This is a genomic window from Pseudomonas sp. Tof1 (assembly GCF_055390395.1).
Window position 1 is genome coordinate 5,605,372 of record NZ_AP024344.1, and the last position, 20,988, is coordinate 5,626,359.

Here is a 20,988-nt window from a genome sequence, read left to right on the forward strand (position 1 = left end):
CCCGGGGCCTGCTCTGGCTGACTGACGAACTGCAAACACCGCGCGCCTGCCGACGCACGCAAATGCAACTCAATGACAAGGTAATCATTATCCGCGGCGGTTGCCAGGGGCGGTCGACCGACCGCCGGTGCGAGCGACGAACCTACCAGGCCACGCCGAAACCGACGGTGTAGCGGGTCTTGTTCAGGCTGGTTTCTTCGTTACCATCAATAATGTCGCGTTCGGCCTTGAGGTTCAGCGAAGCCCACTCGGTGACCTTGTAGCGCAGGCCAAGCTGGGCATCGAGGGAATACTTTGCGGGGCCACTCAGCGGCCGGCCGAACTCGCCATTGGTGAACAGTTCGATGGTCTTGCCAACCAGGTAGCGGTTGTAATCCCACTTCACACCCAACGAATAGAAGTTCTTTTCGCCATCGGAGTATTCATAGTTGGTGTTGTTGAGCAGCGAACCGAGGGAAAAGGCCCCCAGTTCGTCATCCCAGAACTGATAGCCGGGACCGGTACCGATGGTGCGCTGGCGCGACAGGTCCTCGACCCGGTCGCGCTTATAGGTCAGCCGCCCCTGCCAGAACCACTTATCGGTGAGGAAGCGGTCGAGTGCGTACTCGACGCCCCAGTTGTCGGTGGTCACCACACGGTCCTGGAACTCGCGGTTGTACTCGCCTTCGGCATGATGGCGCCAGGCCCCATGGCGGGCGGTGGTCTTGAAGTCGATGTCGTAGTCGTCGGTGTCCTTTTCCGCACGCTTGTAGTCCATGGCCACGTCGACATTGCCTTTCCAGACCATGTCCTCGATCAGCGGCTTGGGCTTGACGATCTGCTGGATGCTCGCCAGCTCGACGGTTTTCGGCGCCTCGCCATTGGCCAGGGTCACCTTGCCGGCATCGGCCGCCTGCAGTGACTTGGCCTTCTCGCCGCTGTAGGCATCCTGCTTGACCAGCAGTTCCTGGTCGCTTTCCAGGGTCTTGACCTGGGACCAGTCCAGCGACACGGTGCCGGCATAGGTGGTCTGGACCACCAGCTTGCCGCCGTCGAACAGCTTGATCTTGCCGCTCAGGCGATCACCGTTCTTCAACCAGACGGTATCGGCCAGCAAGGGCGTGGAGGCGCTGAAAACAGCAAGGCACAACAGGGTTCTGGACAACATGGGTAACACTGGACTCGGGTTTGCAAGAAAAAACCGGCATTATCGCGTTGGATGCCGTCTGAACAAGGACTGACCGGGCATCAACTAGCGAGTTCAGTAATCACTCTCAATAATTCAGAAAATACCTACATAAAAGGTAAGAATTGCTACAGGAATGAACGCGTGAGCGAAGAAGCCGCCAGCGAAAGCCCCGCGCAGATGCGCCGTACCGCCCTTTACCTGACCCTGGACCAGGTGCCGGAGGGCAAGGTGGTCACCTACGGCCAGCTCGCCGAGTTGGCGGGACTCGGCCGCGCCGCCCGCTGGGTCGGACGCACCCTGAGCCAACTGCCGGCCGATACCCGCCTGCCCTGGCACCGGGTCCTCGGTGCCGGCGGTCGGATCAGCCTGCCGGCCGGCAGCCCGTCCGGCGACGAGCAGCGCGCCCGGCTGCGCACCGAGGGCATCAGCGTCCTGAACAATCGTGTCGATATCAGGCGCCATGGCTGGCGCCCGATAGAGCACAGCGGTTAGAGTGCGCGCTTTGTTTCCGTCAACCCTGAGGCAGATTCCAGCCCATGCCCCGTAAAACCTGGCGCGCCGCGCTTGCTGCCTATGCCAGCCCCTCGACATTAGTGTTGCTGCTGCTCGGTTTCGCTGCCGGTCTGCCTTACATGTTGGTGTTTTCGACGCTTTCGGTCTGGCTGCGCGAGGCTGGCGTCGCCCGTGAAACCATCGGTTATGCCAGCCTGATCGGCCTGGCGTACGCGTTCAAATGGGTCTGGTCGCCCCTGCTCGACCAATGGCGCCTGCCGCTGCTGGGCAAACTGGGACGCCGCCGCTCCTGGCTGGTGCTGGCCCAGACACTGATTGTCCTGGGCCTGATCGGCATGGGTTTCTGCGACCCGCAGAAGCACCTGTCCTGGCTGATCGCGATCGCCGTGCTCGTCGCCTTCGCCTCCGCCACCCAGGATATCGCGGTCGACGCCTATCGCCTGGAAATCGCCAACGACAGCCAGCAGGCCGCTCTCGCCGCCAGCTACATGTCCGGTTATCGGGTCGCTGCACTGCTGGCGACGGCCGGTGCACTGTTCTTCGCCGAAGGTTTCGGCTCCACCGGCTTCAGCTACAAGCATTCGGCCTGGACCGGCACCTACGTGCTGTTCGGCGTGTTGATGATCCCGGCGCTGCTTACCACCCTGCTGATGCGCGAGCCGCCGGTGCCATTGCGCACGCAGCTGTCGGCCGGACGCTACAGCTTCATCCATCAGTTGGCCTCGGTATTCGTGTTGATCATCCTGCTGGTCTCGGTACCGGCGATGTTCACCCAGCTCTACAACACCGACTTCGCCAGCGTGCTGTTCCACGGTGTCACCCTGCTCGACCTGCTGCTCGAGGACCGCGCCTTCCTGCGCGCGATCCTTTACACCACCCTGACTGCCCTCTGCCTGTCGCGCCTGGGGCGCCGCGGCCTGGCGCCGGTACTGACGCCGGTCAACGACTTCATCGTGCGCTACCGCTGGCAGGCCCTGCTGCTGCTCGGGCTGATCGCCACCTACCGGATGTCGGACACGGTGATGGGGGTGATGGCCAACGTCTTCTACATCGACCAGGGCTTCACCAAGGACCAGATCGCCGGGGTCAGCAAGATTTTCGGCCTGATCATGACCCTGGTGGGCGCCGGCATGGGCGGCCTGCTGATCGTGCGCTTCGGCATACTGCCGATCCTGTTCATCGGCGGCGCCGCCTCGGCCGCGACCAACCTGCTGTTCATGCTGCTGGCCGACATGGGGCCGAACCTGAACATGCTGATCGTCACCATCTCCCTCGACAACTTCAGCTCGGGCATGGCCACCTCGGCCTTCGTCGCCTACCTGTCGAGCCTGACCAACCTGAAGTTCTCCGCCACCCAGTACGCCCTGCTCAGCTCGATCATGCTGCTGTTGCCGCGCCTGATCGGTGGCTACTCGGGAGTGATGGTGGAAAAACTCGGCTACCACAAGTTCTTCATCGTGACCGCGATAATGGGCATTCCGACCCTGATCCTGATCGCCTTGCACTGGTATCAGGAGATTCGCCATGGCGGCCCCGCGCCATCTCCCCAGGAAGAAAGCCAGGAAACCCCATAAATACAGGGGGAGCCAGGCTCCCCCGCCTCATGCCTGTACGCCGCCGTATCCCGCCCGTACAATGCTCCGTCATTTCCAGTCATAAGCACCGACAACGGCCAATTCATGCGCACCAGTCAATATTTGCTCGCCACACTGAAAGAAACGCCTTCCGATGCGGTCGTGATCAGCCACCAGCTGATGCTGCGCGCCGGGATGATCCGTAAACTCGCCTCCGGCCTGTACACCTGGCTGCCCATGGGCCTGCGCGTGATGCGCAAGGTCGAGGCCATCGTGCGCGAGGAAATGGACGCGGCCGGCGCCCTGGAAGTGTTGATGCCGGGTATCCAGCCAGCCGAACTGTGGCAGGAATCCGGCCGCTGGGAACAGTACGGCCCCGAGCTGCTGCGCCTGAAGGACCGCCATGACCGCGATTTCTGCGCCGGCCCGACCCATGAGGAAGTGATCACCGATCTGTGCCGCAACGAGTTGAGCAGCTACAAGCAGTTGCCGATCAACCTGTACCAGATCCAGACCAAGTTCCGGGACGAAATCCGTCCACGCTTCGGCCTGATGCGCGGCCGTGAATTCATCATGAAGGACGCGTACTCCTTCCACGCCGACCAGGCGTCGTTACAGGTCACCTACGACCGCATGCACCAGGCGTACTGCAACATCTTCACCCGCCTGGGCCTGCGCTTCCGTCCGGTGGAAGCCGACAACGGCTCGATCGGCGGTGCCGGTTCCCACGAGTTCCACGTACTGGCCGAGTCCGGCGAAGACGATATTGTCTTCAGCAACGGCTCCGACTACGCGGCGAACATCGAGAAGGCCGAGGCAGTACCTCGCGAAACCTCGCGCCCCGCACCGACCGAGGAGCTGCGCCTGGTCGACACCCCGGACGCGAAAACCATCGCGCAACTGGTGGAAGGCTACAACCTGCCGATCGAAAAGACCGTCAAGACCCTGATCGTCCACGCCGAGGAAGAAGGCAAGCTGATTGCCCTGATCGTCCGTGGCGACCACGAACTGAACGAAATCAAGGCCGCCAACCAGCCTGGCGTCGCCAGCCCGCTGGTCATGGCCTCCGACGCCGAACTGCGTGACGCCATCGGCGCCGGCGCCGGCTCCCTCGGTCCGCTGAACCTGCCACTGCCGATCATCATCGACCGTTCGGTCGCCCTGATGAGCGACTTCGGGATCGGCGCGAACATCGACGACAAGCACTACTTCGGCGTGAACTGGGAGCGTGACCTGCCCGTACCGACTGTCGCCGACCTGCGTAACGTCGTCGCCGGCGATCCGAGCCCCGACGGCAAGGGCACCCTGGAAATCAAGCGCGGCATCGAAGTCGGGCACATCTTCCAGTTGGGCACCAAGTACAGCGAAGCGATGAAGTGCCAGGTGCTGGGCGAGAACGGCAAGCCGGTCACCCTGACCATGGGCTGCTACGGCATCGGCGTATCCCGCGTGGTGGCAGCGGCCATCGAGCAGAACAACGATGACAACGGCATCATCTGGAGCGACAGCCTCGCGCCCTTCCAGATCGCCCTGGTACCGCTGCGCTACGAGACCGAGCAGGTTCGCGAAGCCACCGACAAGCTCTACGCCGAGCTGACTGCTGCCGGTTTCGAGGTGCTGCTGGACGACCGCGACAAGAAGACCAGCCCGGGCATCAAGTTCGCCGACATGGAGCTGATCGGTATCCCTCACCGGATCGTGGTCAGCGACCGTGGCCTGGCCGAAGGCAACCTGGAATACAAGAGCCGTACCGAGAGCGAGGCGCAGGTGCTGCCGGTTGCCGACGTCCTGTCGTTCCTCCAGGCCCGTATCCGTCGCTGAACCCGGATAGAGCCCTCATGTCCAGTCGAAGTACCTTGACCCTAGGGGGCGCCGCCTTGTGCGGCGCCCTGCTGCTGGCCGGCTGTGCCAACCCGATGTCACAGCGCAGCGAGCACGAGGAACGCGTCGAGCGCAAACTGCTCGAACACAGCCTGCAGATCGATGTCGGCGAGCCGAAGATCCTCGAATTGCCACAGCGTCGCGTACGGATCCACGAACAGAAGACCTTCGAGGTCACCGAGTTCGATGTCACCCGTCGCTACGACCGCTATACACCCTACCAGCCCTGGCGCAAGGCCTACGAGATACCGCTGGGCGCCGTGGCGCTGGTCGGTGGCATCGGTGCCAACGTGGTCAACGTGTTCGCCCTCGGCTCCCTGCCCACCAGCGTGACCCACGACTGGCTGAGCTACGGTGTCGACGGCCTCAACCCGTTCATGAACATGCAGTCCCATGGCCGGGCGCAGCAGAACCTGGCCGCCATCGAGGAAGTCCAGCGCGACAAGCGCATGGAATACTCGAGCCTGCCCTGGGCCGAGCGTCCGGTCGAGGTGATAGCCGGTCGCCAGACCTACGAACTGACCACCGACCGCCACGGCGTCCTGCGCCTGAACCTGCTCGACAGTCCGTTTGCCGAGCAGGACCTGAACCGAATCGGCAGCCTGACGATTCGGGTCGAGGACACCCAGGACCAGATCCATTCCGACTCCAGCCTGTCTATCAGTAGCAAGCTGCGCGGCAAGCTGGTCGAGGCACACGCTCTGATCTACGACGACCTCGAGGGCGACGATGTCAGCCAGTGGGTGCATCGGGTCAAGCGCCTGTCGGAGTTGGGCCTGGAAGAGGAAGCCAGCGAGCTGGAACAGAGCCTGATCGAACTGACCCGCAACGATCCCGAGTTGCAGCGGGAGTTCCTCAAGTCGCTGACCAGGAACGCCGGACGCCTGGTGGCCGATCCCGGGGCTATTTGAGTCGATCGGGGGCCCAGCTTCTGCGAGGCGGGCCCTTCAACGACTGAACAGCTCCAGTTGCTCATGCCCGCTGCGCAGATCCTGCAGGCGCACGCCAATTCCCAACAGGCGAACAGGCTTGCCACCCCGGGCGAACGCCTGGCTGAGCAACTGCCGGTAACTCTCCAGATCCCGAGCGGCCCCGGCCTGCTCCAGGGTGGTCTGGGTGAAGTCGTGGAACTTCACCTTGACGAACGGCTTGCCCGGTCGATAGCTGCTGTCCAGCCGCGCCATGCGTCCGGCCAGGGTCTCCATCAATTCCGGCAGTTTTTCCAGGCAATGCTCAAGATCGGGCAGATCGGTGTCATAGGTGTTTTCCACGCTGATCGACTGCCGCCGACTGTCGTTATGCACCAGACGCTCGTCGATGCCCCGCGCCAGCCCCCAGAGACGCTCGCCAAAACTGCCGAACTCGCGCACCAGGGCCAACTTGCCCCATTCGCGTAACTGCAGGCAGTCGACGATCCCCAGCCGCTCCAGCTTCTGTGCCGTGACCTTGCCGACGCCATGCAGCTTGCTCACCGGCAGCTGGGCGACAAAGTCCTCCACCTGGTCGGGCGTGATCACGAACAGCCCATCGGGTTTTCTCCAGTCGCTGGCGATTTTCGCCAGGAACTTGTTCGGTGCAACACCTGCCGAGACCGTGATGTGCAACTGCCGGGAGACCCGTCGCCGGATATCCTGGGCGATGCGCGTCGCACTGCCGGAAAAGTGCGGGCTGTCGGAAACATCGAGATAGGCCTCGTCGAGCGACAACGGCTCGATCAGGTCGGTATAGTCGCGGAAGATCCCCTGGATTTCCTTGGAAACCTCCCTGTACACCTCCATCCGCGGCTTCACGATCAGCAGGTCCGGGCACAGCCCCAGGGCGTGCCGCGAGGACATCGCCGAACGCACACCGAATGCCCGTGCCTCGTAATTGCAGGTGGCGATCACCCCCCGGCGTTCCGCTGAACCGCCCACCGCCATTGGCCTGCCTGCCAGGCTCGGATCGTCACGCATCTCGATGGCGGCGTAGAAGCAATCACAGTCGACGTGAATGATTTTGCGTTGCGTCATGTAGGACAGTTCTGGAAACGGATGCCATAGAGCGCCAGTATCGCACCAGTAACTGTATATAGCACCAGTAGTTTGCACCTCCTTCGCAGATTGGGCGGATCAGCCCCAATGAATTTATTTTTTCAATCGACGCTTCGACCACAATAGAGCTGAAACCCTTGCCTGGCATGGCCCCGAGCTACCTCAAAGCCTGTCGGGAGAGGCTAAGCAGTTGAACAATAAAGAGGTTTTTTTGAAATTAGGGTTTGACAGACCCGCACAGATCTGTAGAATGCCGCCACATCAGACGCGGGATGGAGCAGCCTGGTAGCTCGTCGGGCTCATAACCCGAAGGTCGTCGGTTCAAATCCGGCTCCCGCAACCAAACATCAGGAAAGGCCATATCGAAAGATATGGCCTTTTTTGTTTCTGGCTATTTCTACCCAGCACCACTCCCCTTCGATTCAAAAAAGCCTTGGCTGCCTGAGGCTTATGGAAGCCATGGAGTCATTCCCGACATTTCTGCATTTTTTTGACCTTTCGGACCATTAATGGTTGACAGCGCGCCGTTCGACTGTAGAATGCCGCCTCACTGACGCGGGATGGAGCAGCCTGGTAGCTCGTCGGGCTCATAACCCGAAGGTCGTCGGTTCAAATCCGGCTCCCGCAACCAAATATCAGAAAAGGCTACTCGAAAGAGTGGCCTTTTTTGTATCCGTCGAAAAAGTCCTTCCAGCCAACCGCACGAACCCTCGACGGAAATCGGAGTCAATCGCTGCACAGGCTATGCTGAATTCGCAACAAACTTCCTCTACAAAAGCCCCGGGGCGTGGGTCGCCGCAAAGCGGCGAGACGCGTTAATATTTGTAATTATTTTGTCCATAGGGATTGGTAACTTGGCTGGATACCTCCATCCTGTCGCGCACAATCCTAGAGGTGATTGATGCGCGCCAACTCGTCTGAACCACAAGACTCCGTCACAGCGACACACCCGATTGCAGCCACCCGTTTGCGCTGGCTGGATCTGTTGAGCAAATATCGCCAATCCGTCGGCCTGGCCGTCACCCTGCTGCTGTTCGCCATTGCCCTGGTCGCCTGTCGCCATCTGCTGATGGAGCTGGACCTGGATGCACTGCACGACTCGATCATGAGCGTGCCCAAGCCGGCCCTGGGCGGAGCGGTGGCGGCCACCGCCATCGGCTTCCTCATCCTGCTCGGCTATGAGTGGTCCGCCAGCCGCTACGCGGATGTCCAACTGCCCGGCAAGACACTGATGCTCGGCGGCTTCACTGCCTTCGCCATCGGCAATGCCATCGGCCTGTCGCTGCTCTCCGGCGGTTCGGTCCGCTACCGTCTCTACGCCCGCAATGGCCTGGGCGCCGCCGAAGTCGCACGGATGACCCTGTTCGCCAGCCTGTCGCTGGGCTGCGCCCTGCCACCGCTGGCTGCCCTGGCGACCCTGAGCAACCTGCCGGCGGCCTCCCAGGCCCTGCACCTGCCGCCCTATCTGCTGGGCGGCATCGCCGTTGCCATCCTCGGTCTGTCCGCACTGCTGGCGCTGGGCATCTATCGCCGTCGCCTGCCGGAACAACCGATTCCGAACAATCTGCTGGTCAAGGTCGGCCGCCGGACCCTGCGCCTGCCCAGTGCACGCCTGACCCTGCTGCAACTGGTCATCACCGCCCTGGACGTGGCTGCAGCGGCCACCGTGCTCTATCTGCTGCTGCCGGAGGCGCCGCCGTTCGGTGCCTTCCTGCTGGTCTACCTGCTGGCGCTGGCGGCCGGGGTACTGAGCCACGTGCCCGGCGGTGTCGGGGTGTTCGAAGCGATCCTGCTGGCCGCCTTCACCAATGAACTGGGCGCGGCACCACTGGCTGCGGCGCTGCTGCTGTATCGTCTGATCTATGTACTGCTGCCGCTGCTGCTGGCCTGCCTGGCGCTGCTGAGCACCGAAGCCCAGCGCCTGATCGCCTCGCGCCAGAGCATGCGCGTGGCCTCCGGCCTGGCCGCGCCGATCCTCGCGGTACTGGTCTTCCTCTCCGGTGTGGCCCTGCTGTTCTCCGGCGCCACCCCGGAAATCGACACCCGCCTGGAAGGTATCGACTTCCTGGTGCCGGACCGCCTGATCGACGCCTCGCACTTCGGTGCCAGCCTGGTCGGCGTACTCTGCCTGCTGCTGGCCCAGGGCCTGCGCCGGCGCCTGTCGGCCGCCTGGATGCTGACCATGATCCTGCTGCTGGTCGGCGCCCTGCTTTCGCTGCTCAAGGGCTTCGACTGGGAAGAAGCCAGCATGCTGACGGCCACCGCCTGCCTGCTGGGCATGTTCCGCCGCTCCTTCTACCGCCCCAGCCGCCTGACCGAACTGCCGTTCTCGCCGCTGTACCTGGTGGCCAGCCTGTGTGTACTCGGCGCGTCGGTATGGCTGCTGCTGTTCGCCTACCAGGACGTGCCCTACAGCCATGAACTGTGGTGGCAGTTCGCACTGGATGGTGACGCCCCCCGTGGCCTGCGCTCGTTGCTGGGCGCCGCCGTGCTGCTGGTGGTGGTCTCGCTGACGTGGTTGCTGCGCACCGAACGCCCGGTGATCCACCAGCCCAACGCCGAAGAACTGGAGCGCGCCCACAAGATCCTGCTGGCCTCCGACCAGCCCGACGGCGGCCTGGCGCTGACCGGCGACAAGGCGTTCCTGTTCCACCCCAGCGATACCGCCTTCCTCATGTATGCCCGCCGCGGCCGCAGCCTGGTGGCGCTATACGACCCGATCGGCCCGGCGCGCCAGCGTGCCGAACTGATCTGGCAGTTCCGCGACCTGTGCGACACCCATCACGCCCGTCCGGTGTTCTATCAGGTTCGCGCCGAAAACCTGCCGTACTACATGGACATCGGCCTGACTGCCATCAAGCTCGGCGAAGAGGCCCGGGTCGATCTCAAGCGCTTCGACCTCGAGTCCAAGGGCAAGGAGATGAAGGACCTGCGCTACACCTGGAACCGTGGCAGCCGCGACGGCCTGTCCCTGGAGATCTACGAGCCGGGACAGGCGCCGATGGACGAGCTCAAGGTGATCTCCGACGCCTGGCTGACCGGCAAGAACGTCCGCGAGAAAGGCTTCTCCCTGGGCCGCTTCAGCACGGACTACATCAATCACTTCCGGGTGGCGATCATCCACTTCGAAGGTCGCCCGGTGGCGTTCGCCAACCTGCTCGAGACCCACAGCCACGAGCTGGCCAGCCTCGACCTGATGCGCTCGCACCCCGATGCACCGAAGCTGACCATGGAGTTCCTGATGGTCGGCCTGATCCAGCACTACAAGCAGCAGGGCTATGCCCGCTTCAGCCTTGGCATGGTGCCGCTCTCCGGCCTGCAACCGCGGCGGGGTGCGCCACTGACCCAGCGCCTGGGCTCGATGGTGTTCCAGCGCGGCGAGCAGCTCTACAACTTCCAGGGGCTGCGCCGCTTCAAGGACAAGTTCCAGCCTGACTGGGAACCCCGTTACATGGCCGTACCAGCCGGACTCGATCCGCTGGTCGCCCTGGCCGATACCGCTGCCCTGATCGCGGGTGGCTTGACTGGATTGGTGAAACGCTGATGATTCGACGCTCCTGGCGGTTTGTACTGGTAATAGTGGTAGTCCTGGCCGCGCTTCTCGGCGTCGGCTACTGGTTCTCGAAGCGTCCCGCGCCGGAACCGGCCATCGAACACCTGGCCCAGCCCGATGGCTCGCCCCTGACCCGCCTGATTCCCGGCACCAAGCCCAAGGCCCAGGTCATCGTTGCCACGCTCGCCGAAGACGCCCTGAGCGACAAGCAACTGGCGGCCTTGAGCCGCGGTGGCTCGGCGCAGATTGTCCAGGTGATCCTGCCCAAGGACGACTGCAAGCTGCAGCAGGCTGCGCTCGACGCGGCGATGAAGCAGTTGAACGGTCCGGCCACCGTGGTCACCGGCATCGGCCCCGGCGCCTCCCTGGCCTGGAACTGGCTGGCCAGCCAGAGCAACGACAAGGCCCAGGCCATCTCGGTCGGTTTCACCCTCGAGCAGCCGGGCTGCAGCACGCCAGTACCGAAGACCGCGGCCCATGGCCACTGGCTGGTGGCCTGGAACGACGGTCCGGACGATCCGAGCGCGGCCTTCGTGCGCGATCAACCCAACGCCGAGACCAGCATCAGCGACTACGACATCCATCTGCCGCAGGTCCTGAACAACGAACTGCGCAAGATGCTGGTGGGCAACGAGAACGGCGGCCTGGCGATCCCGGTGGTCGAGGTGCCGGCCGGCCAGACCACCGACACCGTGACCCTGTTCCTTTCCGGCGACGGTGGCTGGCGCGACCTGGACCGTGACGTCGCCGGCGAAATGGCGAAGATGGGCTACCCGGTGGTCGGCATCGACACCCTGCGCTACTACTGGCAACACAAGAGCCCGGAACAGAGCGCCGTCGACCTGACCGAACTGATGCAGCACTACCGGCAGAAATGGGGCACCAAGCGCTTCGTGCTGACCGGTTACTCGTTTGGCGCGGACGTACTGCCGGCGATCTACAACCACCTGCCGGAAGCCGAACAACAGCGGGTGGACGCGATTATCCTGCTGGCCTTCGCCCGCAGCGGCAGCTTCGAGATCCACGTCGACGGCTGGCTGGGCAAGGCCGGCATGGAGCTGGACACCGGCCCCGACATGGCCAGGCTGCCAGCAGCCAAGGTGCTGTGCATCTACGGCAAGGAAGAGGTCGACGAAAGCGGCTGCACCACCAAGACCGCCGTGGGCGAGCCGATGGAACTGCCAGGCGGGCACCACTTCGACGAGAACTATCCGGCACTGGCCAAGCGCCTGATCGCGGCGATCGACAAGCGCCAGAACAAGGACAAGGCTGAGTAGGCTCAAGCCAGACCGATAAAAAAGCCCCCGCTACCGCCAAGTAACGGGGGCTTTTTCATGCTCCGGGATTACATCTCGACCTGGGTCCCCAGCTCGATCACCCGGTTGACCGGCAGCTTGAAGAACCGCAGGTTGCCGTTGGCATTCTTCAGCATGAAGGCGAACAGCGACTCGCGCCAGCGGGCCATGCCGACCAGTTTCGAGGCAATCACGGTCTCGCGGCTGAGGAAGTAGGTGGTACGCATCGGGCTGAAATCCAGCTCGTCGAGATGGCACAGCTTCAACGCTTCCGGCACGTCGGGCTCGTCGGTGAAACCGAAGTGCAGAATGACCCGGAAGAAGCCCTCGCCATAGGCGTCGACCTCGAAGCGACGCTGGGCCGGCACCCTCGGAATATCCTCGTAGACCACCGTCAGCAGCACCACCTGCTCGTGCAGCACCTGGTTGTGCAACAGGTTATGCAGCAAGGCATGGGGCACCGCATCCGGGCGCGCGGTGAGGAACACTGCCGTACCCTGCACACGGTGCGGCGGCTGCACGCGGATACTGCCGATGAAGATCGGCAGTGGCAGGCCGCCTTCGTCGAGGCGATCGACCAGCAGCTCCTTGCCGCGCTTCCAGGTGGTCATCAACAGGAACAGCACGATCCCCGCCAGCACCGGGAAAGCCCCGCCCTGGACGATCTTCGGCACGTTGGCGGCGAAGAACAAGCCATCCACCAGCAGGAACCCGACCAGGATCGGCACGGTGAGAATCGGTGGCCATTTCCACAACAGCAGCATCACCGCCGACACCAGGATACTGGTGATCAGCATGGTGCCGGTCACCGCCACGCCGTAGGCCGAAGCCAGTGCGTTGGACGATTCGAAACCGAGCACCAGCAGGATCACGCCAACCATCAGGGTCCAGTTCACCGCTCCGATGTAGATCTGCCCCTGCTCGGCGCTCGAGGTGTGCTGGATGTACATGCGCGGGATATAGCCGAGCTGGATCGCCTGGCGGGTCAGCGAGAAGGCTCCGGAAATCACCGCCTGGGAGGCGATCACCGTGGCCAGGGTCGACAGTCCCACCAGCGGGATCAGTGCCCAGGACGGTGCCAGCAGGTAGAACGGGTTGCGCGCCGCCTCCGGGTTCTCCAGCAGCAGGGCACCCTGGCCGAAATAGTTCAGCACCAGCGCCGGCAGCACCAGGGCGAACCAGGCACGGGCGATGGGCTTGCGACCGAAGTGCCCCATGTCGGCATACAGCGCCTCGGCACCGGTCAGCGCCAGCACCACGGCGCCAAGGATCGCCACGCCCATGCCGGGATGCACGATGAAGAAGCGCACACCCCACATCGGGTTCAGCGCGCTGAGCACCTCCGGATGCTGGGCGATACCATGCACACCCAGGAACGCCAGCACCAGGAACCAGGCGACCATCACCGGACCGAACAGCTTGCCGATGCTCGCCGTGCCGTGTTTCTGGATCAGGAACAACCCCACCAGCACAATCAGCGCCAGGGGCACCACCCAGTGCTCCAGGCCATCGAAAGCCAGCTCCAGGCCCTCCACCGCCGACAGCACCGAGATCGCCGGCGTGATCATGCTGTCACCGTAAAACAGCGCCGCGCCGATCAGACCGAGAATGATCAGTATCGCCCGCAACCGCGGGTAGGACGCCGACGCGCTTCGCGCCAGCGCGGTCAGGGCCATGATCCCGCCCTCACCCTGGTTGTCCGCGCGCAGGATGAACAACACGTACTTGATCGAGACCACCCAGATCAACGACCAGAAAATCAGTGCCAGAATCCCGAAGACGCCATCGTGATTGACCTGAACCCCATAGCCGCCGGAGAACACCTCCTTGAGGGTATACAACGGGCTGGTGCCGATATCGCCGTACACCACCCCCACCGCGGCAACCAGCATGCCCAGCGGCTTCGCCGCCGGGTGCCCGGCTTGCGCCTGACTCACTGCCTGACCCATCAACTACTCCCCCACAACCCGGACCGGGGCTTCTTCAAAGAAGCACTATTCTTTTTTCAGTTCAGCATGTCAGTGCAGCATGCGCTGCTTTTGCTACCGTTGCCGATGCTCAATCTTTTGCCGGTAATTTGAAACAAAAAATAACAGCGAAGCGCAACGCGGCGAAGCATAGCGCAGCACTCGTCGCATTTCCCTCCATAAAGCTGTTCAAGTGCCGCGTCCGCCGCTAGAATTGCGCACTTTTTGATCAGAGGCGCGGCAAGCGCCCGTCGTCGCCGACCCTGCGCGTCGCCGAACGACCTGACACCCCAACCGAGGTTAGACATGTCCACCCCCACCGCGCCGGCCAATCCCAAGGTCGGATTCGTAAGTCTTGGTTGCCCGAAGGCCCTCGTGGACTCCGAGCGCATCCTCACGCAACTGCGCATGGAAGGCTATGACGTCGTCTCCACCTACCAGGACGCCGATGTCGTGGTGGTCAACACCTGCGGTTTCATCGACAGTGCCAAGGCCGAGTCCCTGGAAGTGATCGGTGAAGCGATCAAGGAAAACGGCAAGGTCATCGTCACCGGCTGCATGGGCGTGGAAGAAGGCAACATCCGCGAGGTACACCCCAGCGTGCTGGCGGTGACCGGCCCGCAGCAGTACGAGCAGGTGGTCGGCGCGGTGCACGAGGTGGTGCCGCCACGCCAGGACCACAACCCGCTGATCGACCTGGTGCCGCCACAGGGCGTCAAGCTGACCCCACGCCATTACGCCTACCTGAAGATTTCCGAAGGCTGCAACCACAGCTGCAGCTTCTGCATCATCCCGTCGATGCGCGGCAAGCTGGTCAGCCGCCCGGTCGGTGACGTCCTCGACGAAGCCCAGCGCCTGGTCAAGGCCGGCGTCAAGGAACTGCTGGTGATCTCCCAGGACACCAGTGCCTACGGCGTCGACGTGAAGTACCGCACCGGCTTCTGGAACGGCGCCCCGGTCAAGACCCGCATGACCGAGCTGTGCGAAGCCCTGAGCAGCCTGGGCGTCTGGGTGCGCCTGCACTACGTCTACCCGTACCCGCACGTCGACGAACTGATCCCGCTGATGGCCGCCGGCAAGATCCTGCCGTACCTGGACATCCCGTTCCAGCACGCCAGCCCCAAAGTGCTCAAGGCCATGAAACGCCCGGCGTTCGAGGACAAGACCCTGGCGCGGATCAAGAACTGGCGCGAGATCTGCCCGGAACTGATCATCCGTTCAACCTTTATCGTGGGCTTTCCCGGCGAAACCGAGGAAGACTTCCAGTATCTGCTCGACTGGCTGACCGAGGCCCAGCTCGATCGCGTCGGCTGCTTCCAGTACTCGCCGGTCGAAGGCGCCCCGGCCAATGACCTGGGCCTGGACGTGGTCCCGGACGAGGTCAAGCAGGACCGTTGGGAGCGTTTCATGGCGCACCAGCAGGCCATCAGCTCGGCTCGCCTGCAACAGCGCATCGGCAAGGAAATCGAAGTGCTGATCGACGAAGTCGACGAAAACGGCGCCGTTGGCCGCTGCTTCTTCGACGCACCGGAAATCGACGGCAACGTGTTCATCGACGGTGCCGGCGACCTCAAGCCGGGCGACAAGATCTGGTGCCGGGTGACCGACGCCGACGAGTACGATCTCTGGGCCGAGCGCCTGTAAGCCGTAAAAAAGTCGAAAAGCCCCGCTCTTTCCACGAGATGCGGGGCTTTTTTACGACTATCGTTTGGCTGAACGACCCGCCTCGCGTCAGACAAGGAAACGGCGACATGCGCCAGCACTCAGCCATCTACACCCCCAGGCCGAACGACTACCTGGAATTGACCGAGGTCTGGGAAGCCTCCGTACGTGCCACCCACGATTTTCTCCCGGACAGCTACATCGAGCTGCTGAAGAACCTGGTGCTGACCCGCTACCTGGACGCGGTGATGCTGATCTGCACCCGCGATTCACGCCAGCGGATCAGCGGCTTCGCCGGCGTCGCGGCAGGCAAGGTGGAGATGCTCTTCATCGCCCCGCCACACCGCGGGCAGGGCCTGGGCAAGCTGCTGCTGTGGTATGCGATCGACCATCTGAACGCCGACCGGCTGGACGTCAACGAACAGAATCCACAGGCCATCGGCTTCTACTTCAAACAGGGTTTCGAGGTGGTCGGGCGTTCGGAGCACGACGGTATGGGGCAGCCGTATCCACTGCTGCACCTGCAACTGAAACGCTGAGCGGGAAACAAACTCGCCTGCTGTGAGGGCCGGGCAGGTACAATGACAGCCCTTTTTCGTTACGGCCGCTGTCATGTCTGAACCCATTCGCCTTTCCAAACGCCTCATCGAGCTGGTCGGCTGCTCCCGCCGGGAGGCCGAGCTGTTCATCGAGGGTGGCTGGGTCACGGTCGACGGCGACGTCATCGACGAGCCACAGTTCAAGGTCGACAGCCAGAAGGTCGAGCTGGACCCGAATGCCAAGGCCACCGCGCCAGAGCCGGTGACCCTGCTGCTGAACCAGCCCGCCGGCCTCGATACCGACAGCGCCCGCCAATTGCTGGGCGCCGCCAGCCTGTCCGAGGAGCACCGCTACGGCAAGCGCCCGTTGCGCGGGCACTTCCTGCGCCTGAGCAGTGCAGCCGAACTGCAGGCCAATGCCAGCGGCCTGCTGGTGTTCACCCAGGACTGGAAGGTCCTGCGCAAGCTGACCGAGGATATCGCCAAGGTCGAGCAGGAGTACGTGGTCGAAGTCAGCGGCCAGATGAGCGAGAACGGACTGGAACGAATTGGCCGCGGTATCACCGTCAAGGGTCGCGAACTGCCGGCGGCCAAGGCCAGTTGGCAGAACGAAAACCGCCTGCGCTTCGCCCTGAAGAACCCGCAGCCGGGCCTGATCGCCCAGCTTTGCGAAGCCGTCGGCCTCCAGGTCGTGGCCATCCGCCGGATTCGTCTCGGCGGTGTCTCCATCGGCAAGGTGCCGGTCGGCCAGTGGCGCTACCTGTCGCCCAAGGAAAAGTTTTAAATTCCACGCCGCTGCGGATACGCGGCGTCTACCCCCAGGACTGTCCCCATGATTCACAACGATGTGCTGCGCAGCGTGCGCTACATGCTCGATATCAGCGACGCCAAGCTCGCCGATATCATCAGGCTGACCGGTTTCGAAACCTCCCGGACCGATATCGTCAGCTACCTGAAAAAGGATGACGAAGAAGGCTTCGTGCACTGCCCCGACGAAGTCATGGCCCACTTCCTCGACGGTCTGGTGATCTTCAAGCGCGGCAAGGACGACAGCCGCCCGCCGCTGCCGATCGAACTACCGGTGACCAACAACATCATCCTGAAGAAACTGCGGGTGGCGTTCGAACTCAAGGAAGACGACCTGCACGCGATCCTCAAGTCGGTCGACTTCCCGATTTCCAAGCCGGAACTGAGTGCGCTGTTCCGCAAGGTCGGCCACAACAACTACCGTCCTTGTGGCGACCAGTTGCTGCGCAACTTCCTCAAGGGCCTGACCCTGCGTGTACGCCAGTGACCCAGGCCGGCGCGGGCCGGCCGGTTCCACGGGCATGACGCGACATTCCCCGGGGCAATAATGGCTCCACTGGCCGAGTCCGGCGGCTAGGGTATGACGACCCTTTCCCGCTCAGGACTCGCCATGCACCCCTACTTTTCCCTGCAAGGCCGCACCGCTCTGGTGACCGGCGGCACCCGTGGTATCGGCAGGATGATCGCCAAGGCCTATGTCGAGGCCGGTGCCACGGTCTATGTCTGCGCTCGCGATGCCGAGGCCTGCCGGCAGACCGCCGCGGAGCTTGGCGCCCTCGGCCGCTGCCATGCCCTGGCTGCCAACCTGGCCAGCGAGGCGGGCGTCATGGAACTGGCCACGCAGTTGGCGGGGCTCGTCGACCACCTGGACATTCTGGTGAACAACGCCGGCACCACCTGGGGAGCGCCGCTGGACAGCTACCCGGCCAAGGGCTGGGAGAAGGTCATGCAACTGAACGTCACGGCGGTGTTCGGCTGCATCCAGCAGTTGCTGCCACTGCTGCGCCGGGCCGGGTCGGCAGAGAATCCGGCACGCATCATCAACATCGGCTCGGTGGCGGGGATCGCCTCCTTTGGGGAACAGGCCTACGCCTATGGCCCGAGCAAGGCGGCGCTGCACCAGATGTCGCGGATACTGGCGCGGGAACTGGTGAGCCAGCATATCAACGTCAACGTGATCGCCCCCGGGCGCTTCCCGAGCAGGATGACCCGGCATATCGTCGAGGACGAACAGGCCCTGGCGCAGGATTGCGCGCTGATCCCGATGAAACGCTGGGGCCGCGAGGAAGAGATGGCGGCGCTGGCCATCAGCCTGGCGAGCACCGCCGGAGCCTATATGACCGGCAATATCATCCCGTTGGATGGCGGGTTCAGCCTGTAGCTGATGGTTCGCGGCTGGCAACCGCCAGCCACCCTCAGATCCCCGCGCGCAGAACGCTCCCGGGCAACGCCTCGCCCCGCTCGACCGTGGCCGCCACCTGCTCGATCAGCTCACCCAGGGCATACCCCTGGGCCTTGAGCCAGGCCTCGTCGTAATAGGTCGTGGCATAACGCTCGCCACCATCGCAGAGAATCGCCACGATCGAACCGCTCTCCCCGGCCTCGACCATCTGCCGTGCCGCCATCAGCGCACCGATCAGGTTGGTCCCGCTGGAACCGCCGACCCGCCGCCCCAGGCGCCGTGCCAGGTAGTGCATGGCCGCCAGCGACAGGGCATCCGGCACCTTGACCATCGCATCGATGACCTTGGGCAGGAACGACGCCTCGACCCGTGGCCGGCCAATACCCTCGATCCGCGAACCGCAGTCCAGACGCAGGCTGGCATCGCCGCTCTGGTAATACTCGAAGAACACCGAACGCTCGGCATCGGCACACAGTACCCGGGTGCAGTGCTGGCGGTAGCGCACGTAACGGCCCAGGGTCGCGGTGGTGCCGCCGGTGCCAGGGCTGGAGATCAGCCAGCTCGGCTCAGGATGCCGCTCGAAGCGCAACTGCTGGAAGATCGATTCGGCAATGTTGTTGTTCGCCCGCCAATCGGTGGCCCGCTCGGCATAGGTGAACTGGTCCATGAAATGACCGCCACTCTCCCGGGCCAGGCGTTCGGACTCGGCGTAGATCTGCGTCGGGTCCTGTACCAGATGGCTCTTGCCCCCGTAGAAGGCGATCTGCGCGATTTTTTCCTGGGACGTGGTTGCCGGCATCACCGCAATGAACGGCAGCCCCAGCAGCCGGGCGAAGTAGGCCTCGGAGATCGCCGTCGAACCGCTGGACGCCTCGATCACCGGCGCTCCCGGTTTCAGCCAGCCGTTACACAGCGCATAGAGGAACAGCGAGCGCGCCAGACGATGCTTCAGGCTGCCGGTGGGATGGCTGGACTCATCCTTGAAATACAATTCGATACCCGGCAGCCCGGGCAATGGCAGGGGAATCAGGTGGGTATCGGCACTGCGCTGGAAATCGGCCTCGATGATCCGGATCGCTTCCCGGGACCACTGTCGGTTATCGCTCATGATGGATTACTCGTTGTCACGGACACGCCCGAAGGCGCTGACGGGCTGGCGTCGCATAGCTGAAGGCCAAACCACGAAAAGAACAAGGTGAGAGATTCACCCGGCAGCAACTATAGGAATTTTCCTACAATCGGCACAGATACAGTGAGGACGCATTTGCACAGGTAACTGCTAGGCTGCCATGAGTTGATCCCCCAGCTTTGTGGTTATCGCAAATAGAAATACAGGTTCTGCTTCAACAACTCAGGGTACGGGTTTGGGTGTCCCACCTTTTGACTTCATCGATGGAGGGCGAACCTTGCCCCTGCGTAGCACTTTCACACGGTTCTTTCAGTTGGAAGCCGCCAGCGGTCTGTTATTGATTGCCGCTGCAGTCCTGGCCCTGATTATCAACAACTCACCGCTGTCGCACCTGTACAACGGCTTCCTGGAGGTTCCGGTGGTCGCCCAGGTTGGCGCCCTGAAGATCGCCAAGCCGCTGCTGCTGTGGATCAACGATGGCCTGATGGCGCTGTTCTTTCTGCTGATCGGCCTGGAGGTCAAGCGTGAGGTGCTGGAAGGCCATCTGTCCAAGCCTTCGCAGGTGGTCCTGCCGGGCGCGGCGGCGATTGGCGGCATGGTGGTGCCAGCGCTGATCTACTGGCTGATGAACCGGGAGAACCCGGCGGCACTCGATGGCTGGGCGATTCCCATGGCCACCGATATTGCCTTCGCCCTCGGTGTACTGGCCCTGCTGGGCAAGCGTGTGCCGGTGTCGCTGAAGCTGTTCCTGATGACCCTGGCGATCATCGATGACCTCGGGGCGATCATTGTCATCGCGATGTTCTACTCCGGCCAGTTGTCGGAGCTTTCGCTGCTGCTGGCGGGTACCTGCCTGCTGGCCCTGATCGCGATGAATCGCCTGAGGGTGATCAATCTCGGCCCCTACCTGATCATCGGCCTGATTCTCTGGGTCTGCGTGCTCAAGAGCGGCGTCCATGCGACCCTGGCGGGCGTGACCCTGGCGTTCTGCATCCCGCTGCGTACGAAGAACGCCGAGCCGTCACCCCTGCTGAACCTGGAACATGCCCTGCATCCCTGGGTAGCCTTCGGCATCCTGCCACTGTTCGCCTTCGCCAACGCCGGTGTATCGCTGGTGGGCATCAGCCTGGAGAGCTTCACCCATCACGTACCGATGGGGATTGCCGCCGGCCTGCTGGTCGGCAAGACCATCGGGGTATTCGGCCTGACCTGGCTGGCGATCAAGGCCGGCATGGCGGCACTGCCCCAGGGCGCCAACTGGGGCCAACTGCTCGGTGTGGCGGTCCTCTGCGGGATCGGCTTCACCATGAGCCTGTTCGTCGGTTCCCTGGCTTTCATCCCGGGCAGCAGCGACTACGCCGGTATGGATCGCATGGGTATCCTCACCGGTTCGATTCTCGCGGCAGTGATCGGCTACGTGGTCACGGCCATGGCCAGCCGGCGCAGCGCCCTTCCATAGGAACATGGC

The 20,988-nt window shown here is 63.2% G+C and carries 16 protein-coding genes and 2 tRNA genes; 14 read left to right on the plus strand and 4 right to left on the minus strand.

Going from position 1 to position 20,988, the window contains the following annotated elements; genetic code table 11:
* Window positions 1–142 precede the first annotated feature (142 nt).
* Complete coding sequence (locus tag ACZ5KU_RS25200) at window positions 143–1,147, minus strand: DUF481 domain-containing protein (protein ID WP_273820246.1); 1,005 nt, start codon at window positions 1,145–1,147, stop codon at window positions 143–145.
* A 198-nt stretch (window positions 1,148–1,345) separates the two neighbouring features.
* On the opposite strand from ACZ5KU_RS25200, the gene ACZ5KU_RS25205 reads away from it, so the two are divergent.
* From ACZ5KU_RS25205 to ACZ5KU_RS25220, 4 genes are all read left to right on the plus strand, one after another.
* Window positions 1,346–1,660 (plus strand): MGMT family protein, encoded by a 315-nt coding sequence (locus tag ACZ5KU_RS25205; protein WP_054061767.1) that lies wholly within the window; start codon window positions 1,346–1,348, stop codon window positions 1,658–1,660.
* Window positions 1,661–1,704: 44 nt separating this feature from the next.
* Window positions 1,705–3,255: an AmpG family muropeptide MFS transporter gene (locus tag ACZ5KU_RS25210; RefSeq protein ID WP_054060933.1), complete on the plus strand. Its 1,551-nt coding sequence runs from the start codon at window positions 1,705–1,707 to the stop codon at window positions 3,253–3,255.
* A 105-nt stretch (window positions 3,256–3,360) separates the two neighbouring features.
* Window positions 3,361–5,076 carry a proline--tRNA ligase gene (locus ACZ5KU_RS25215; RefSeq protein WP_054060934.1) on the plus strand — a complete coding sequence of 572 codons (1,716 nt, stop codon included), beginning with the start codon at window positions 3,361–3,363 and terminating at the stop codon, window positions 5,074–5,076.
* Between the two features lie 17 nt (window positions 5,077–5,093).
* The gene (locus ACZ5KU_RS25220) at window positions 5,094–6,047 is read left to right on the plus strand and encodes a hypothetical protein (protein WP_054060935.1); all 954 of its coding nucleotides are present in this window, start codon (window positions 5,094–5,096) and stop codon (window positions 6,045–6,047) included.
* A gap of 36 nt (window positions 6,048–6,083) precedes the next feature.
* Here the strand turns inward: ACZ5KU_RS25220 and dinB are convergent, their stop codons facing one another.
* Entirely contained in the window at window positions 6,084–7,145 is a 1,062-nt protein-coding gene (dinB, locus tag ACZ5KU_RS25225) for a DNA polymerase IV (RefSeq protein ID WP_464736425.1), read from the minus strand.
* A 287-nt stretch (window positions 7,146–7,432) separates the two neighbouring features.
* On the opposite strand from dinB, the gene ACZ5KU_RS25230 reads away from it, so the two are divergent.
* The 4 genes from ACZ5KU_RS25230 to ACZ5KU_RS25245 all read left to right on the plus strand — a co-directional run bounded on the left by ACZ5KU_RS25230 (window position 7,433) and on the right by ACZ5KU_RS25245 (window position 11,996).
* Window positions 7,433–7,509: transfer RNA gene (locus ACZ5KU_RS25230), tRNA-Met, on the plus strand.
* A 211-nt stretch (window positions 7,510–7,720) separates the two neighbouring features.
* Window positions 7,721–7,797, plus strand: a tRNA-Met gene (locus tag ACZ5KU_RS25235).
* Window positions 7,798–8,067: 270 nt separating this feature from the next.
* Window positions 8,068–10,710, plus strand: a complete 2,643-nt coding sequence (gene mprF / locus ACZ5KU_RS25240; protein ID WP_273820240.1) for a bifunctional lysylphosphatidylglycerol flippase/synthetase MprF — start codon at window positions 8,068–8,070, stop codon at window positions 10,708–10,710.
* A complete protein-coding gene (locus tag ACZ5KU_RS25245) occupies window positions 10,710–11,996 on the plus strand; it encodes a virulence factor family protein (protein ID WP_054056650.1) in 1,287 nt (428 codons plus the stop codon). Before mprF ends, ACZ5KU_RS25245 begins: the two co-directional genes overlap by 1 nt.
* Window positions 11,997–12,064: 68 nt before the next feature.
* Here the strand turns inward: ACZ5KU_RS25245 and ACZ5KU_RS25250 are convergent, their stop codons facing one another.
* Entirely contained in the window at window positions 12,065–13,963 is a 1,899-nt protein-coding gene (locus tag ACZ5KU_RS25250; RefSeq protein WP_273820236.1) for a potassium transporter Kup, read from the minus strand.
* A 324-nt stretch (window positions 13,964–14,287) separates the two neighbouring features.
* Between ACZ5KU_RS25250 and rimO the strand changes: the two genes are divergently transcribed.
* The 5 genes from rimO (at window position 14,288) to ACZ5KU_RS25275 (ending at window position 18,370) form a co-directional block, all read left to right on the plus strand.
* Window positions 14,288–15,625 carry a 30S ribosomal protein S12 methylthiotransferase RimO gene (rimO, locus tag ACZ5KU_RS25255; protein ID WP_054056648.1) on the plus strand — a complete coding sequence of 446 codons (1,338 nt, stop codon included), beginning with the start codon at window positions 14,288–14,290 and terminating at the stop codon, window positions 15,623–15,625.
* Between the two features lie 107 nt (window positions 15,626–15,732).
* Complete coding sequence (locus tag ACZ5KU_RS25260) at window positions 15,733–16,182, plus strand: GNAT family N-acetyltransferase (RefSeq protein ID WP_054056647.1); 450 nt, start codon at window positions 15,733–15,735, stop codon at window positions 16,180–16,182.
* A 73-nt stretch (window positions 16,183–16,255) separates the two neighbouring features.
* A complete protein-coding gene (locus ACZ5KU_RS25265) occupies window positions 16,256–16,966 on the plus strand; it encodes an rRNA pseudouridine synthase (protein ID WP_054056646.1) in 711 nt (236 codons plus the stop codon).
* A gap of 48 nt (window positions 16,967–17,014) precedes the next feature.
* On the plus strand, window positions 17,015–17,476 hold the full coding sequence (locus ACZ5KU_RS25270) for a YehS family protein (RefSeq protein WP_054056645.1): 462 nt from the start codon (window positions 17,015–17,017) through the stop codon (window positions 17,474–17,476).
* Between the two features lie 123 nt (window positions 17,477–17,599).
* On the plus strand, window positions 17,600–18,370 hold the full coding sequence (locus ACZ5KU_RS25275) for an SDR family oxidoreductase (RefSeq protein ID WP_416770330.1): 771 nt from the start codon (window positions 17,600–17,602) through the stop codon (window positions 18,368–18,370).
* A 34-nt stretch (window positions 18,371–18,404) separates the two neighbouring features.
* On the opposite strand, the gene ACZ5KU_RS25280 is transcribed toward ACZ5KU_RS25275, so the two are convergent.
* Window positions 18,405–19,502 carry a PLP-dependent cysteine synthase family protein gene (locus ACZ5KU_RS25280; RefSeq protein WP_192842647.1) on the minus strand — a complete coding sequence of 366 codons (1,098 nt, stop codon included), beginning with the start codon at window positions 19,500–19,502 and terminating at the stop codon, window positions 18,405–18,407.
* Window positions 19,503–19,797: 295 nt separating this feature from the next.
* Between ACZ5KU_RS25280 and nhaA the strand changes: the two genes are divergently transcribed.
* A complete protein-coding gene (gene nhaA, locus ACZ5KU_RS25285; protein ID WP_273820229.1) occupies window positions 19,798–20,979 on the plus strand; it encodes a Na+/H+ antiporter NhaA in 1,182 nt (393 codons plus the stop codon).
* Window positions 20,980–20,988 lie beyond the last annotated feature (9 nt).

Bases quoted from the DNA above. Each gene is read 5' to 3' on its own strand.
- mprF (WP_273820240.1), top strand. From the start codon at position 8,068: ATGCGCGCCAACTCGTCTGAACCACAAGACTCCGTCACAGCGACACAC.
- ACZ5KU_RS25210 (WP_054060933.1), top strand. From the start codon at position 1,705: ATGCCCCGTAAAACCTGGCGCGCCGCGCTTGCTGCCTATGCCAGCCCC.
- ACZ5KU_RS25260 (WP_054056647.1), top strand. From the start codon at position 15,733: ATGCGCCAGCACTCAGCCATCTACACCCCCAGGCCGAACGACTACCTG.
- ACZ5KU_RS25270 (WP_054056645.1), top strand. From the start codon at position 17,015: ATGATTCACAACGATGTGCTGCGCAGCGTGCGCTACATGCTCGATATC.
- ACZ5KU_RS25275 (WP_416770330.1), top strand. From the start codon at position 17,600: ATGCACCCCTACTTTTCCCTGCAAGGCCGCACCGCTCTGGTGACCGGC.
- ACZ5KU_RS25265 (WP_054056646.1), top strand. From the start codon at position 16,256: ATGTCTGAACCCATTCGCCTTTCCAAACGCCTCATCGAGCTGGTCGGC.
- ACZ5KU_RS25215 (WP_054060934.1), top strand. From the start codon at position 3,361: ATGCGCACCAGTCAATATTTGCTCGCCACACTGAAAGAAACGCCTTCC.
- ACZ5KU_RS25250 (WP_273820236.1), bottom strand. From the start codon at position 13,963: ATGGGTCAGGCAGTGAGTCAGGCGCAAGCCGGGCACCCGGCGGCGAAG.
- ACZ5KU_RS25220 (WP_054060935.1), top strand. From the start codon at position 5,094: ATGTCCAGTCGAAGTACCTTGACCCTAGGGGGCGCCGCCTTGTGCGGC.
- ACZ5KU_RS25205 (WP_054061767.1), top strand. From the start codon at position 1,346: ATGCGCCGTACCGCCCTTTACCTGACCCTGGACCAGGTGCCGGAGGGC.
- dinB (WP_464736425.1), bottom strand. From the start codon at position 7,145: ATGACGCAACGCAAAATCATTCACGTCGACTGTGATTGCTTCTACGCC.
- ACZ5KU_RS25200 (WP_273820246.1), bottom strand. From the start codon at position 1,147: ATGTTGTCCAGAACCCTGTTGTGCCTTGCTGTTTTCAGCGCCTCCACG.
- rimO (WP_054056648.1), top strand. From the start codon at position 14,288: ATGTCCACCCCCACCGCGCCGGCCAATCCCAAGGTCGGATTCGTAAGT.
- ACZ5KU_RS25245 (WP_054056650.1), top strand. From the start codon at position 10,710: ATGATTCGACGCTCCTGGCGGTTTGTACTGGTAATAGTGGTAGTCCTG.